At 61.5% G+C, this 14,076-nt stretch carries 13 protein-coding genes; 9 read left to right on the plus strand and 4 right to left on the minus strand.

The window, feature by feature from the left end:
• The first annotated feature begins 183 nt into the window (after positions 1–183).
• Positions 184–480, plus strand: coding sequence for a hypothetical protein (locus ACYQ1A_RS16260; RefSeq protein ID WP_062221574.1), 297 nt, complete (start codon positions 184–186; stop codon positions 478–480).
• A gap of 99 nt (positions 481–579) precedes the next feature.
• Here ACYQ1A_RS16260 and ACYQ1A_RS16265 read toward each other — a convergent pair whose 3' ends face one another.
• On the minus strand, positions 580–2,628 hold the full coding sequence (locus tag ACYQ1A_RS16265) for an NAD(+) synthase (protein WP_499363616.1): 2,049 nt from the start codon (positions 2,626–2,628) through the stop codon (positions 580–582).
• Between the two features lie 98 nt (positions 2,629–2,726).
• The gene (locus ACYQ1A_RS16270; RefSeq protein WP_499363618.1) at positions 2,727–3,803 is read right to left on the minus strand and encodes a flavodoxin family protein; all 1,077 of its coding nucleotides are present in this window, start codon (positions 3,801–3,803) and stop codon (positions 2,727–2,729) included.
• A gap of 244 nt (positions 3,804–4,047) precedes the next feature.
• On the opposite strand from ACYQ1A_RS16270, the gene ACYQ1A_RS16275 reads away from it, so the two are divergent.
• The 7 genes from ACYQ1A_RS16275 (at position 4,048) to ACYQ1A_RS16305 (ending at position 11,588) form a co-directional block, all read left to right on the plus strand.
• Positions 4,048–4,698, plus strand: a complete 651-nt coding sequence (locus ACYQ1A_RS16275) for a hypothetical protein (protein WP_499363619.1) — start codon at positions 4,048–4,050, stop codon at positions 4,696–4,698.
• Between the two features lie 73 nt (positions 4,699–4,771).
• A complete protein-coding gene (locus ACYQ1A_RS16280) occupies positions 4,772–5,680 on the plus strand; it encodes a LysR family transcriptional regulator (RefSeq protein ID WP_499363621.1) in 909 nt (302 codons plus the stop codon).
• Positions 5,681–6,092: 412 nt separating this feature from the next.
• Positions 6,093–7,253, plus strand: a complete 1,161-nt coding sequence (locus ACYQ1A_RS16285) for an ABC transporter substrate-binding protein (RefSeq protein ID WP_499363622.1) — start codon at positions 6,093–6,095, stop codon at positions 7,251–7,253.
• 95 nt (positions 7,254–7,348) lie between these two features.
• The gene (locus ACYQ1A_RS16290; protein ID WP_499363623.1) at positions 7,349–8,362 is read left to right on the plus strand and encodes an ABC transporter ATP-binding protein; all 1,014 of its coding nucleotides are present in this window, start codon (positions 7,349–7,351) and stop codon (positions 8,360–8,362) included.
• On the plus strand, positions 8,359–9,318 hold the full coding sequence (locus tag ACYQ1A_RS16295; RefSeq protein ID WP_499363625.1) for an ABC transporter permease: 960 nt from the start codon (positions 8,359–8,361) through the stop codon (positions 9,316–9,318). The genes ACYQ1A_RS16290 and ACYQ1A_RS16295 overlap by 4 nt, the downstream gene beginning before the upstream one ends.
• Positions 9,308–10,129 carry an ABC transporter permease gene (locus ACYQ1A_RS16300; protein ID WP_499363627.1) on the plus strand — a complete coding sequence of 274 codons (822 nt, stop codon included), beginning with the start codon at positions 9,308–9,310 and terminating at the stop codon, positions 10,127–10,129. Before ACYQ1A_RS16295 ends, ACYQ1A_RS16300 begins: the two co-directional genes overlap by 11 nt.
• Positions 10,130–10,163: 34 nt before the next feature.
• Positions 10,164–11,588 (plus strand): gamma-aminobutyraldehyde dehydrogenase, encoded by a 1,425-nt coding sequence (locus tag ACYQ1A_RS16305; protein ID WP_499363628.1) that lies wholly within the window; start codon positions 10,164–10,166, stop codon positions 11,586–11,588.
• 71 nt (positions 11,589–11,659) lie between these two features.
• On the opposite strand, the gene ACYQ1A_RS16310 is transcribed toward ACYQ1A_RS16305, so the two are convergent.
• The gene (locus ACYQ1A_RS16310; protein WP_062225189.1) at positions 11,660–12,352 is read right to left on the minus strand and encodes a response regulator transcription factor; all 693 of its coding nucleotides are present in this window, start codon (positions 12,350–12,352) and stop codon (positions 11,660–11,662) included.
• 179 nt (positions 12,353–12,531) lie between these two features.
• The gene (locus ACYQ1A_RS16315) at positions 12,532–12,909 is read right to left on the minus strand and encodes a hypothetical protein (RefSeq protein ID WP_499363631.1); all 378 of its coding nucleotides are present in this window, start codon (positions 12,907–12,909) and stop codon (positions 12,532–12,534) included.
• Positions 12,910–13,403: 494 nt separating this feature from the next.
• Between ACYQ1A_RS16315 and ACYQ1A_RS16320 the strand changes: the two genes are divergently transcribed.
• Entirely contained in the window at positions 13,404–14,051 is a 648-nt protein-coding gene (locus tag ACYQ1A_RS16320; RefSeq protein ID WP_499363632.1) for a response regulator, read from the plus strand.
• Positions 14,052–14,076 lie beyond the last annotated feature (25 nt).

Below are 14,076 nucleotides of genomic sequence, written 5' to 3' on the forward strand. Positions count from 1 at the left end.
CCATGCCGTCTTGAGCGCAGACATAAAGTGCGATCTGGATGCGTGCACTTCCCGGCAGAAGGCGGCGCGCTGTGTCGCGTAAAGCAGGCGCCAGATGATCGGGCAAAGTCCCGGTCAAGCACATAGCGCGGTGGCTTGCATTCTGTTCCGGGTCTGCCAGGATGTCGGCACAAGGAGACCGTCATGCCCTACGATACCGATGCAATCGTTCTGATCTTGCTACTGGCGAGCGCTGCCGTGGTCGCGCTGGTTTATTTCACCGGTGGCATCCCGGCGATCTACAAGTACTTCGACACCATCCCCACGCTGGCGCAGTACGCCGCCGCACACCCCGGCAATGTGCAGGGCCAGCGCGTCACCTGCTTTAAGTGCCAGCACGCCGAAATCCTCGATATCGGACTGACCCGCTACGCCGACTTCCGCCGCAAACATATCTGCGCGCACTGCAAACAACTGCTGTTCCGCGACGAAGCGGGCTAACAGGTCCGCAGCTGCAGCGGCTCTCGTCTTGAGGCCGAAAAAATATCCTGGCAGGATCAGGCTTACCCGCTGCAAACCGTTAGCCGTGGTCCCTGCGCCTTATTGTTCCGGCACACCCTGATCCAGTTCTTCCAGCCAGATGCGTGCATTGCCATCCGATGGTGCGCGCCAATCGCCGCGTGGCGACAGCGACCCGCCCGCTACCACTTTCGGCCCGTTAGGCACGGCGGAGCGCTTGAACTGGCTAAAGCCGAAGAAGCGCTGCACAAACACCCGCAGCCAGCGGCGGATGGTGGCTAGCTCGTATTGATTCCGCGCGTCCGTCGGGAAGGCGTCAGGCCATTCGCCAGTGGTTGCGTCGCCCCAGGCGTGCAGCGCCATAAAGGCAATCTTCGACGGCCGGAAGCCGTAGCGCAGGATGTAGAACAGATTGAAATCCTGCAATTCATACGGTCCGATTTTGGCCTGGGTGCTTTGCAGCGGTTCGCCTGCAGTGGCGGGCACCAGTTCGGGCGAGATTTCCTGGTTCAGGATTTCCAGCAGCGTGGCGTTGACGTCGCCGGCAAACTGTTCGGTCTCGATCACCCAGCGCAGCAGGTGCTGAATCAGCGTTTTGGGCAGACCGGCGTTGACGTTGTAATGCGACATCTGATCGCCCACGCCATAGGTACACCAGCCCAATGCCAGCTCCGACAAGTCGCCGGTGCCGATGACCAGCCCGTTGTGCTGATTGGCCAGGCGGAATAAATAGTCGGTGCGCAAACCCGCCTGCACGTTCTCGAAGGTCACGTCATACACTGCCTCGCCGCGCGAATACGGGTGGCGCATATCCTTCAGCATCTGTTCGGCGGCGGGGCGGATGTCGATTTCGTGGGCGCTAACGCCCAGGGCTCGCATCAGGCGATGTGCGTTGGCCTTGGTGCCTTCTCCGGTAGCAAAGCCGGGCAGGGTGTAGGCCATGATGGCGCTGCGGGGCAGGCCGAGACGGTCGGCGGTCTGGGCGGCGACGATCAGGGCCTGGGTGGAATCCAGCCCGCCCGAGATGCCGATGACCATGGTTTTGCTGCCGGTACTGCGCAGCCGTTGCAGCAAACCGGCCACCTGGATGTTGTAGGCCTCGTAGCAATCTTGATCCAGCTGCATCTTGTTGGCGGGCACAAACGGAAAGCGCGAAATCTTGCGCTGCAAGCCGAGGTCGCGGTTGGTCGGATTCAGCTGGAATTCGATGCGGCGAAACGTGCGACCGTGCACGCGGCGATTGTCATCAAACGTGCCCTGGCGGGCGCGCTCCTGCCGCAGCAGGTCAAGGTCGATGTCGGCGATGGCAATGCGTTCGCCATCGGGGAAACGGTCAGTGGCAGCCAGTTCAACGCCGTTTTCATAGATGGTGGCTTGGCCATCCCAAGCCAGATCGGTGGTCGATTCACCATTGCCGGCTGCTGCATATAAATAAGCGGCCAGGCAGCGTGACGATTGCGACTGGCACAGTTGATGCCGGGTATTGGCCTTGCCCACGGTGATATTGCTGGCCGACAGATTAGCCAGCACCGTGGCGCCGGCCAGTGCGCCGATCGAACTGGGCGGGGTGGGCACCCACAAGTCTTCGCAAATTTCGGCGTGCACGACAAAGCCCGCCAAGTCACGCGCGGCAAACAATAAATCGGGGCCGAACGGCGCGTGCTGGCTGCCGATGCGCACCGTGCCGCCTTCGGTATCCATGCCCGAAGCAAAGTGGCGGCGCTCGTAAAATTCGCGGTAGTTGGGCAGATAAAGTTTGGGTACCACGCCCAGTAACTGCCCGGCCTGGATGGCCAGCGCGCAGTTATAAATGCGGTCGTTATGGCGGATGGGCGCGCCGACCAGCAACAAGGTGGCCCAGTTGCCCGAGGCGCTGACCAACCGTTCCACCTCGCGCGCTACGCTTTCCAGCAAGGCGTCCTGCAACAGCAAATCGTCAATCGAATAGCCGGAGATACTCAGTTCCGGAAACACCGCCAGCGCCGCGCCCTGGTCATGGCATTGCTGCGCCACGTGGATGATGGCGTCAACGTTGGCACGTGGATCAGCCAGCGTGCAGTTGATGGTGGCGGCTGCGACGCGCGCAAAGCCGTGGTGGTAGAGCGAATAAAACGCAGCGGGGATTGTCATCGGTAACGGCCAGACAGAGTTCGGCGCGCGGGGCGCAAGGCTGACAATATACCACCCGGCGCGACGCGGATTGAGCCCTGCCGCGTGTTGTGGGCGCCTTACTTGGGGCGTGGCGGGCGCAGCTCGGCATCGGCGCGTTGTTCGCCCGCACGGATGCGTTTGACTGCGTTGGCGACTGCGCGGGCCAGATTGCGGGCTTCTTCCTGGATGGCAGCATCCTGGTCGAAGGTTTCGTGGTTGGTGGCATACGGTTCGTAATAGCCGATATAGCGGTCCAGCTTGGCCATCGAGCCCGATTCGACCAGGCCCATCCAGTCCAGCCAGTCGGTCAAAGCGCGGCGCGTGCCTTCGATGCCCGCGACGTCGCCATGCACCAGCACCCCATAAGCGCGGCCCGCCAGATGCTTGGGATAATCCCAGCCATCCAGTTCCAGCGCCTTGGCTTCGGCGGTTTTTTTGCCGTGTGTGCTGGTCGGGTCGGGATTGCCACCGTCGGCGCACACCAGCCGGTCCATCAGCAATTTGAGTGGGCTACTCACCTGAAACCAATGCGTGGGCGTGATAAACACCACGCCATGGCAAGCGGCAAAGCGCTCGTAGACGTCATTCATGATGTCGTTGACCTGGCCGAGCGAATGATTGGGGTAGCAACTACAGGGCCAATGACACAAGGGCATCGCGGTCGAAACACAGCCTTTGCAGGGATGAATATGCAAATCCGGATCTGATGTCAGGCGGGACAAATCCAGCCGGTCCACCTGCAGGCCTTGCAGTTGCAGCGTTTGTTCCACCAACGTCAGCAGACGGAAACTTTTCGACATCTCGCCAGGACAGGTGTAGTCGTTGCGCGGCGAGGCGTTGATCACCAGCACGCGTGACAGCGTCGCCGGGTCTTGCTGACGTTTCTCGGCGGCCAGGATGCGATCGTGCGCCGCGCGCCATTCCACCGACAGATCGTAATCCGGGTCGTGATACCCAGCGCCCGCTTTCGCAGTGAGCGGGGATTTGCGGCCTTCGCTATATGCTTGCCAGGCGATGGCCTCCAGCTTGTCGATTTCGGCAGCGGCCTCACGGAATGCCGGGTCGTAAAAGCGCGCCAGATAGCGGCTGCGAAACTGCTCGCGGGCGAGGGGATCAGTCACCTGGCCGGTGCGGGCGGCGGGAACGGCGGGCATCGCGTAATCCTTATGGTGGGATGAGGGCCACCTCAAGCTTGCAGCCTGCGCCGGTCAAATCCGCCCGCCCATCCGGCAATATCCGGCGTGCGCTGTAGGTGGCGCACTTATTCAAAAGCCCGGGCAATGGGCCGATACTCGGCCAATACAAATCAGCGCGTTACCGACAAACTGCCGATACACGTTTTTGCTGTACTATCCTGGCCCGGATTTCGCGCCGGTTTTGCATGTAGGGGAAAGTTCGATGTCCAGCATCTCTTCGTTATCGCAGATCGCCTCGTCGCTCGGTGCCAGCAACACCGCAGCCAGCAGTGCCACCAGCGCCAGCAGCAGCGCGTCGGGTACCACGTCCGACAGCAGCACGGCCACACCGGCGGCCAGCACCCCCAGCAGCACGGTCAGCCTGGGCACCGGCAGCACAGCGGCCAGCGGCACCACCTACACCTCGGCCGGTTTGCTCAATACGCTGAACACGATCAAGGCCGAAAACATGGCCAGCAATCCCTTGTACAGCCTGGCGGACAGCAGCACCGCCGATAGCGGCAATACCAGCAGCCTGATGAGCATGTTGGGCGGCACCAGCAGCGATGATTCGAGCACCAGCCTCACCGATACCGTCAACAATCTGCTGGGCCAGATTGAAGACATCAAATCCAATGCGGCCTCTACCGCCACGGCGGCAGCGTCGGGCAGCAGTAGTACCAGTGCGGCGTCGAGCACCAGCAGCAGCGATGCGGCCTCGGGCACCACCAGTACGGTGACGGATGCCACCTCTGCGGACGCCATCTCCAAACAATGGGCCGCCATACTCAAGCAGAACCCGCAAGCCGCCGCCCTGGTCACCAAGAATTCGCTGGATCAGAACCTGATCAACAATCTGCTTACCACGTCCTGATCCCGCGCCTGCCGCTGCGCAGCAACAAGCCGCCGTGCTAGATTGGCGGCTTTGCTTTGTGTGGGCGGCGTCCATGAGCTTTTCGCTCAAAAATGTGCGGTATTTTATTGCGGTGGCAGAAGCCGAATCGATTACCGGCGCCACGCAAACGCTGAATATTTCGCAATCGGTGGTCACCGAGGCGATCAAGGCGCTGGAAGGCGAACTGGGCGCGCAATTGTTCCAGCGGCACGCGCGCGGCATGGTGCTCACCCATGCAGGCCACCAGTTTCTGCGCCACGCCCATCAAATTCTGGCAGCGGTGCGCAATGCGCAACAAGCGCTGTCGGCGCGGCCCGATACCATGACCGGGCGGCTGAATGTGGGCGTTACCGCAATGATGACCGGCTACTTTTTGCCGTATCTGCTTGACCGCTACCGCCGCGTGTTCCCCAAAGTTGAAATCCGTGTGATTGAAGATCAGCGCGATTACATCGAGCATTTGCTGGTCAATGGCGAGCTCGATGTGGCGGTGTTGCTGGTTTCCAATATCGAGAACCGTCAGGCGATCGAAGCTGAGTCGCTGGTCAAGGCGCCGTGGCGGCTGTGGCTGCCGGCCAATCACCCGATGCTGGAACTGGGCAGCGTCTCGCTCAACGAAATCGCCAGCGAAGCCATGATCATGCTCAAGGTGGACGAGCTGGAAGACAACACCACCACCTGGTGGCGCGCGGCGGGCTTGCGGCCCAATACCGTGATGCGCACCAGTTCCGTCGAGGCGGTGCGTAGCCTGGTGGCCACTGGGGCAGGTCTCGCAATCTTGCCGGATATGTTGTACCGGCCGTGGTCGCTCGATGGTGACCGGCTGGAAGTGCGCAACATCATGGAAGAGATGCCCACCGTCGAGATCGGCATTGCCTGGCGCCGCGGGCTGAAGATGTCCGAAGCCACGCAGAACTTCCTGGTGGTCGCGCGCGAACATAGCCGCGCCCACGCCCGCTAGGCAGCCGGATAGCTATCTTTTTACAAGATAGGTGGGCCGCCCGCATCGCTTAATCCAATACCTTGCCGTAGCGGCCGGTGAGCCACTACAAGCGCGCGGCCGTTTAAAACGCACGCGCACCCAAACTGGCTCTAAGGCTTGCCGCGCTGCACCACGTCGGGCAAGCCGCGCGCTTGCTGCATTCGCCCCAGCGCCCGGGCAAAAAGGCGGTCGCTCGCACCCGATCTGCTGCGCCATCCTGGCGCAAACGCCATTTGCCGCGCGCCGTCCGCTATCGCTTAAACCGATGGCGTGTATCTGCAAACGCGGCTGGCGGCCGTCAGCACGCCCTTTCTAGAATGGCCCTCAGCCTTACCGCACCGGCCCGGCCTCGGGTCGCCCTCGCGCAGCCAGACCCAAACGGAGAGAAAGCATGAGACAAATCAAATACATGGCTTTACCCCTGGCAATCAGCCTGTTGTGTACGCAAACCTGGGCGGCCGCCCCGGTGACTCAGCTCGGAAAACCCGAAGGCCAGCTCAATATCATTGCCTGGCCCGGTTATATCGAACGGGGTGACAGCGACAAAAAGTACGACTGGGTTACCGGCTTTGAGAAAAACACCGGCTGCAAGGTCAACGTCAAAACCGCCGCCACTTCGGATGAGATGGTCTCGCTGATGAATCAGGGCGGCTACGATCTGGTCACGGCCTCGGGCGACGCCAGTCTGCGTCTGGTGTATGGCAAGAAAGTGCAAGAGATCAACACGGCGCTGATCCCGTCGTGGAATACCGTAGAAAAGCGCCTGCAGGATGCGCCGTGGCATACCGTAGGCGGCAAGCATTACGGCGTGCCGTATCAGTGGGGTGCCAACTTCCTCGCCTATAACACCAAGGTTTTCCCCAAGGCGCCCGATAGCTGGTCGGTGGTATTCGAAGAACAGAAACTGCCCGATGGCAAATCCAATAAAGGCCGCGTGCAAGCCTATGACGGCCCGATCTATATCGCCGATGCCGCGTTGTATCTGATGGCCAAACAGCCTGAGCTGGGGATCAAAGACCCGTACGAACTCAACGAGAAACAATACGCCGCCGCGCTCAAATTGCTGCGCGGGCAAAAGCCGCTGGTGCATCGCTACTGGCATGACGTCACCGTGCAAATGAATGACTTCAAGAACGAAGGCGTGGTGGCCTCCAGCGCATGGGGTTATATGGTCAATTCGCTGCAAGGCGAAAAAACCCCGTTCCCGGTGGCCGGGGTCATTCCGAAAGAGGGCGCGTCGGGCTGGGCCGATACCACCATGCTGCACGCCAATGCCAAAAATCTGACGTGTGCCTACAAGTGGATGGATTGGTCGCTTAACAAAAAACTGCAATCCGATCTGGCGGAATGGTTTGGCTCCAATCCGGTGATTGTGGACGGCTGCAAAAACAAACCGGTGGGTGGCAGCGATGTCTGCGCCAGCAATGGCTACGCTCGCTTCGAGCATATCCATTTCTGGAAAACGCCGATCGCCAAATGCACCACGCAAGGCAGCTGCGTGCCCTATAGCCGCTGGACGCAAGACTTTATCGCCATCATGGGCGGGCGCTAACCGCGTGCTGAGTTCCACCCAGCGCCTTGGCCGGCGCGGACCACGCACCGGGCCGGCCGTACGCTGCATGTTTTAAATTTTCTGGAAAACGCACCATGACCCACGCCGTGCAACTGATCGATATCACCCGCCAGTACGGCGCGGTGACGGCGGTCGATCGTGTCTCGATCGACATTGCCGATGGCGAATTCTTTTCGATGCTGGGGCCGTCCGGTTCGGGCAAAACCACCTGCTTGCGCATGATTGCCGGGTTTGAACAGCCCAGCACGGGCCGCATTGTGTTGCACGGGCAGGAAGCCGCCGGCCTGCCGCCGTATCTGCGCGATATCAACACGGTGTTCCAGGATTACGCGTTGTTTCCGCATCTGAATATCCGCGACAACGTGGCTTATGGCCTGATGGTCAAAGGCATGGGCAAAGCGCAGCGTTACCGCGAGGCCGAAGCCGCGCTGGAAATGGTGGCGTTGGGCGGCTATGGCGCGCGCAAGCCCGGCCAGTTGTCCGGCGGCCAGCGGCAACGGGTGGCGCTAGCGCGCGCGCTGGTCAACAAGCCACGGGTGTTATTGCTGGACGAACCGCTGGGCGCGCTCGATCTGAAACTGCGCGAGCAAATGCAATCCGAACTCAAACAATTGCAGCGCAAGCTGGGCATTACCTTTGTCTACGTCACGCATGATCAGGGCGAGGCGTTGTCGATGTCGGATCGTGTGGCGGTGTTCAACAAAGGCCGCATCGAGCAAGTGGCCAGCCCGCAACAGTTGTACACCCGGCCAGCCACCGCTTTTGTGGCCGATTTTGTCGGTACCTCCAACGTCATCGATGCCACGCTGGCGCAGCACATTACCGGGGTGGCGCAGCCGTTTGCCATCCGGCCGGAACACATTGGCTTTGGCCCGGCCGATAGCGCGCGCGTTCAGGTCAGCGGCCAGTTGCTGGATATCCAGTACCACGGCGCCCACAGCCGCTTTGAAGTCCGCACCGCGCAGGGCCCACGCTTGTGGGTTACCGTGGCCAACCGCGATGTGGCCGACGCCAGCCTGCCGCAGCCCGGCCACACCGTCACGCTGAACTGGGCGCGGCACGCCATGGTGGCGCTGGAGCAAGCATGAGCATGGCCGCTACTTCTCTCCCCATTGCGCCGATCAAACGGCCGCGCCCCATCCGCTGGATCAGCACCGCCTTGTACCGGCGCAGCACGCTGTATCTGTTGCTGCTGCTGACGCCGCCGTTGCTGTGGTTTGGCGTGGTGTATCTGGGTTCCTTGTTGTCGTTGTTGTCGCAAAGCTTTTTTACCTTCGACGATTTCACCATGGGCGTCACCCGCGATCTGACGCTCGCCAACTACGGCGCGCTGGTGCGCGACGCCAGCAATGTCGACATCGTGTTACGCACCTTGAGCATGGCGGTGTGCGTTACCGTGGCCAGCGCGGTGCTGGGTTTTCCGGTGGCGTATTACATGGCGCGCTATGCCAGCGGCTGGCGCAAAGGCTTTTTCTATATCGCGGTGATGCTGCCAATGTGGGCCAGCTACATCGTCAAGGTGTACGCGTGGACCGTGATCATGGCCAAGGGCGGCGTCATTTACTGGATGGCCACGCGGCTGGGCTTGCTGTCCACGCTGGAAGGCCTGCTGGCGCTGCCGCTGGTGGGCGGCAACTCGCTCAACACCTCGAATATCGGGCGCTTTCTGGTGTTCACCTATATCTGGCTGCCGTTCATGATCCTGCCCATCCAGGCCGCCATCGAACGCATCCCCGGCAATCTGTTGCAAGCCAGCGCCGACCTCGGGGCGCGCCCGGGCCAGACCTTGCGCACGGTGATTCTGCCACTGGCGTTTCCCGGCATAGTGGCGGGCTCGATCTTTACGTTTTCGCTAACGCTGGGCGATTTCATCATCCCGCAACTGGTGGGCCCCAGCGGTTTGTTTATCGGCAATATGGTTTACACCATGCAAGGCTCGGTCGGGAATGTGCCGCTGGCCGCCGCGTTTACCGTGGTGCCCATCGTCATCATCGCCGTCTACCTGACGCTGGCGCGCAAACTGGGAGCTTTCGATGCACTCTGAGCGTAACGCAGATCAAAAAGCTTCAATCTGGCTGCGTCTGGCGGCGTGGGGCGGATTGGTGTTTCTGCATTTTCCGATCGCGATGGTGGCGCTGTACGCCTTCAACACCGAAACCAGCGCTTTCAGTTTTCCTCCGGCCGGATACACCACGCACTGGTTTGGCGACGCGCTGGCGCGCAGCGATATGCTGGCGGCGGTCGCGCTGTCGCTCAAGGTGGCGGCCTGTGCCACTTTGCTGGCGCTGGTCTTGGGCACCCTGGCGGCCGGCGCGTTGTATCGCCGCAGCTTTTTTGGCAAAGACAGCATCACGCTGATGTTGATTCTGCCCATCGCCTTGCCCGGCATTGTGACCGGCATCGCCTTGTTGTCGGCCATCCGGCTGGCGGGCTTTGAGCCTGGCTTTACCACCATCGCCATCGGCCACGCCACCTTCTGTGTGGTCATTGTTTACAACAACGTGGTGGCACGTTTGCGCCGCACGCCATTCAGCCTGATCGAGGCCTCGATGGATCTGGGCGCGGATGGTTGGCAGACCTTCCGCTATGTCGTGTTGCCGCAAATCGCTACGGCCTTGCTGGCGGGCGGCATCCTGGCGTTTGCGCTCAGCTTTGACGAAATCATCGTCACCACCTTCACCGCCGGGCAAGAGCGCACGCTGCCGATCTGGTTGCTCAACCAGTTGGGCCGCCCGCGGGATGTGCCGATTACCAATGTGGTGGCGATGGGCATCATGTTGCTGACTTCCATCCCCGTTTTTGCCGCGTGGTGGCTCACCCGCGACACCGAAAGCACGGCCGGCGCCAGCCGTTGATGGCCCGTTTAATTGAGGACTTGTGGACATGACCATGCAAACCAGGCTGCTGATCAACGGCGAATTCCAGGCCGGGCAGGGCGATATCGAAGACGTACTCAATCCGGCCACCGGTGATGTGGTGGTCAAGGTGGCCGAGGCCTCGCTGGACCAGGTGCAAGCGGCGGTCGCCGCAGCGCAAAAAGCGTTTGCGGGCTGGGCCAGAACCACGCCCAAAGACCGCGCTACCTTGCTGCTGAAGCTGGCCGATGGCATTGAAAGCCGCGCCACTGAATTTGCCCGGCTGGAATCGCTGAACTGCGGCAAGCCGTATCAAGCCGTGCTCAACGATGAAATTCCGGCGGTGGCCGATGTGTTCCGTTTTTTTGCCGGCGCGTGTCGCACGCAACATGGCCCGTTGGCTGGGGAATATCTGCCCGGGTTTACCAGCATGGTGCGACGCGATCCGCTGGGCGTGGTGGCCTCGATTGCGCCGTGGAATTACCCGCTGATGATGGCGGCGTGGAAACTCGCCCCGGCCATCGCCGCGGGTAACACGGTGGTGCTGAAGCCGTCCGAGCAAACGCCGTTAACCACGCTGAAACTGGCCGAGCTGATCGCCGATCTGTTCCCGCCCGGCGTGGTCAATGTGGTGACCGGGCGGGGCGATACCGTGGGCGCGCCGCTGATCTCGCAGGCGGCCGTGCGCATGATTTCGGTGACCGGCGATGTATCGACCGGCCAGAAGATACTGGAAGCCGCCTCGCGTTCGCTCAAGCGCACGCATCTGGAACTGGGCGGCAAAGCGCCGGTGATTGTGTTTGATGACGCCGACCTGGCCGAAGTGGTGGCAGGCATCCGCACCTTTGGCTATTACAACGCCGGCCAGGATTGCACCGCCGCGTGCCGCATTTATGCCGGCCCCAAAATCTATGACAACCTGGTGGCTGATCTGGCCAGCGCCGTTAGTGGCATCAAATTTGGCGAGCAGCATCTGGAAGGCGTGGAGATGGGCCCGCTGATTTCGGAGCGTCAACGCAGCCGCGTCGCCAGCTTTGTTGAGCGCGCGGCCAGCCAGTCGCATATCGAAATTGCCACGGGTGGCAAGGTTGGCGCGGGCAAAGGCTTTTTCTATGAGCCGACCGTGATTGCAGGCGCGCGCCAGGACGATGAAATCGTGCGGCGCGAGGTGTTCGGGCCGGTGGTCTCAGTCACCCGTTTTGAGCAGCCGGACGACGCCATCGCGTGGGCCAATGACTCGGATTACGGCCTGGCCAGCTCGGTCTGGACGCGCGACGTCAGCAAGGCAATGCGCGTGGCCGCCGAATTGCAATACGGCTGCACCTGGATCAATACGCACTTTATGTTGTGCAGCGAAATGCCGCATGGCGGCATGAAGCGTTCGGGTTACGGCAAAGATATGTCGGTGTATGCGCTGGAGGATTACACCGTGCCGCGCCACATCATGGCCAAGCTGTAACGGCGCAGCCGCCCGGCAAAGCGCGTCCGGCTCGCAAGCCGGACGCGCCAACCGTACCAGGGTGTGCGCAATCAGGCGGCGTAAACCGCTTCTGGCCGCATTTCGCGCCGGATGATGGGATTGAGGGTTTGCGGCGGCATGGTCGGCGGTGCCAGCAAACCGCGCGCCTGGGCAATCGCCGCCGCTTCGGTGCGGGTGGTGGCCTGCAATTTGCCCAGTATGGCGGCCACATGCGATTTGGCGGTGCCGACTGAAATCCCCAGCATGGTGGCAATCGCCTTGTTGCAGGCGCCTTGTGCCATCACGCCCAGCACATCCAGCTCGCGCCGGGTGAGCGACACGCGCGACAAGCTGTCCACCAGTCGTTGCGACACCGAATCGCAGACATAACGATTGCCGCGCTTGAGCGCCAGCACGCCGCTGACCAGTTCATGCCGCTGGCAATCAGTCAGCACATAGGCATGCACGCCCAGATCCAGCGCCTGGCGTACTTCCCATTCGCGTTCTTGCGCGGTGACGATCATCAGGCGCGGGGCCGAGGTCGGGTAGTCGGACTGGCCGCGCAGGCGCGTCATAAAGGCAATGATGGTGTCGTAATCGCCAACCAGCACATCCACATTGCTAAAGCTGGTCTGGCTGATTTGCTGGGCGTCGCTGCGGGTCAACAACAGGCCGGGCTCTTCGGCCAGCAGGGCCGAGACGCCCGCACCGATGACGGGATTGCGGTGGGCCACCAGTACCCTGATATGCGTTTCTTTGCTCATCTTCGTGCTCCAGATTCAAAAGGCAGTTTGAAATCGTGATCCCTGGCGTGGTCCGTTCCGGTGTCCCGCTCGGGTAAATATCTGTTCGGGGGATGTTCCACACGATATACAACGCAGCGCCATCGCAAATCCCTGTTTGGTGACCCCGCCGGACTACCCGAAAGAGTAGGCGACGGTGCTCAATGCCTATGATCGTCGGGCGAGTGCGACAGCACGATGCGTCGCCCGAACATGCGCGCGTCCACCGACCATGCGCCGGGGCCGAGCAAAGCCAGTACCGCCGCGTTCATGCCGGTGAGCAAGGCCATCGGCAACTGCGGTGGCGTGCACAGCGCCAGCCCGGCCAGTTGCAATAACACCGTCACGCCCGCGCTCATTGGCGTAAACAGGCCCAGCGCCAGCAAGCCGGCCAGCGCGGCGGCGGCCAGATCAATGCCGGGCAGCGGCGCATCGGCGCAGCAGTTATACAAGGGCAGGGCCACGGCGGTGGCCAGGCGCAACAACAGCAGGCCTACGCCCGGCGCGCCGCCCGGAAACATGGAATAGAGTCTTTGCATCGGGCCAGCTTAGGCAGCGCCCGCGCCAGCCGCATCCTTCAATCCGGGCGCATCAACCTCACCCGCAAGGGTTACTGCGCGCTACGCTGAGCGCACACACTGCATCGAGGTAGTTGTAGGTGCTTGCCGGACAAGAAGCAAATGCCATTGGCGTGGTTCTGCTTGACGTTTGTCAGCAAATACGCAGTCGCGAAAGCCTTTCTCAAATCGGTGTAATCGATGGCACAGCGCGCTAGGGCTGCGGGCGCAAATGCTTTAAAGTGTGGCCTGGCGCGGCTTGGCGGGGGCATAACACCCTGCTTGCCGTTGGTCGGAAGGCCCGCCGCCGTCGATCTTTTACCGACGCAATCTTTGCCACTCACCACTTCTATTTTTGCTACAAAATTACTTTATGAGTAAAATTGCCAGCCGGAATGTCAGTGAACGGCAGGTGGCGCAAACGATTCCGGCCCCCGCCTTGCTGTGTGCTCTCTGCTTTGCTCCAGGACCTGACCATGTTGACTTCGCCCCTTGCCGCCACGCCCCGTCCCATCACCGTGCTCGCCGTTGATGACCATCCGCTCTTGCGCGAAGGCATAGGTGGCGTGATCGGCAGCCAGCCCGATATGCATCTGGTGGGCGAAGCCTGCAACGGGCGCGAGGCGCTGGAAATGTATCTGGCGCATCGGCCCGATGTGACGCTGATGGATATCGTCATGCCGGAGATGGACGGGATTGAGGCGCTAACCCGCATCCGCCAGCAAGACGCCGCCGCCCGCGTGGTCATGCTGACCACTTACCGCGGCGATGTGCAGGCCCTGAATGCCATCAAGGCTGGTGCTTCGGGTTATTTGCTCAAAAGCATGTTGCGCAAAGAACTGCTGGAAACCATCCGCTCGGTGCACGCCGGGCAGCGCCGCATTCCGGCTGAAGTGGCGATGGAACTGGCCGAGCATGTCAGCCAGGATAATCTGAGCCAGCGTGAAATCGAGGTGCTGGAACAAGCCGCTGCTGGCCGCTCGAACAAACGGATCGGCGCGCAGTTGTCGATTTCAGAAGAAACCGTCAAAGCGCATATGAAAAACATTCTGGCCAAGCTGATCGCCAACGACCGCACCCACGCGGTGACGATTGCGCTCAAGCGCGGGATTATTTCGGTCTAGGCCAGCGCCTGGCGCCGCCGGCGCA

It is taken from the genome of Silvimonas sp. JCM 19000 (assembly GCF_054652575.1).

Bases quoted from the DNA above. Each gene is read 5' to 3' on its own strand.
- ACYQ1A_RS16310 (WP_062225189.1), bottom strand. From the start codon at position 12,352: ATGAGCAAAGAAACGCATATCAGGGTACTGGTGGCCCACCGCAATCCC.
- ACYQ1A_RS16315 (WP_499363631.1), bottom strand. From the start codon at position 12,909: ATGCAAAGACTCTATTCCATGTTTCCGGGCGGCGCGCCGGGCGTAGGC.
- ACYQ1A_RS16320 (WP_499363632.1), top strand. From the start codon at position 13,404: ATGTTGACTTCGCCCCTTGCCGCCACGCCCCGTCCCATCACCGTGCTC.
- ACYQ1A_RS16270 (WP_499363618.1), bottom strand. From the start codon at position 3,803: ATGCCCGCCGTTCCCGCCGCCCGCACCGGCCAGGTGACTGATCCCCTC.
- ACYQ1A_RS16295 (WP_499363625.1), top strand. From the start codon at position 8,359: ATGAGCATGGCCGCTACTTCTCTCCCCATTGCGCCGATCAAACGGCCG.
- ACYQ1A_RS16290 (WP_499363623.1), top strand. From the start codon at position 7,349: ATGACCCACGCCGTGCAACTGATCGATATCACCCGCCAGTACGGCGCG.
- ACYQ1A_RS16280 (WP_499363621.1), top strand. From the start codon at position 4,772: ATGAGCTTTTCGCTCAAAAATGTGCGGTATTTTATTGCGGTGGCAGAA.
- ACYQ1A_RS16300 (WP_499363627.1), top strand. From the start codon at position 9,308: ATGCACTCTGAGCGTAACGCAGATCAAAAAGCTTCAATCTGGCTGCGT.
- ACYQ1A_RS16275 (WP_499363619.1), top strand. From the start codon at position 4,048: ATGTCCAGCATCTCTTCGTTATCGCAGATCGCCTCGTCGCTCGGTGCC.
- ACYQ1A_RS16265 (WP_499363616.1), bottom strand. From the start codon at position 2,628: ATGACAATCCCCGCTGCGTTTTATTCGCTCTACCACCACGGCTTTGCG.
- ACYQ1A_RS16305 (WP_499363628.1), top strand. From the start codon at position 10,164: ATGCAAACCAGGCTGCTGATCAACGGCGAATTCCAGGCCGGGCAGGGC.
- ACYQ1A_RS16285 (WP_499363622.1), top strand. From the start codon at position 6,093: ATGAGACAAATCAAATACATGGCTTTACCCCTGGCAATCAGCCTGTTG.
- ACYQ1A_RS16260 (WP_062221574.1), top strand. From the start codon at position 184: ATGCCCTACGATACCGATGCAATCGTTCTGATCTTGCTACTGGCGAGC.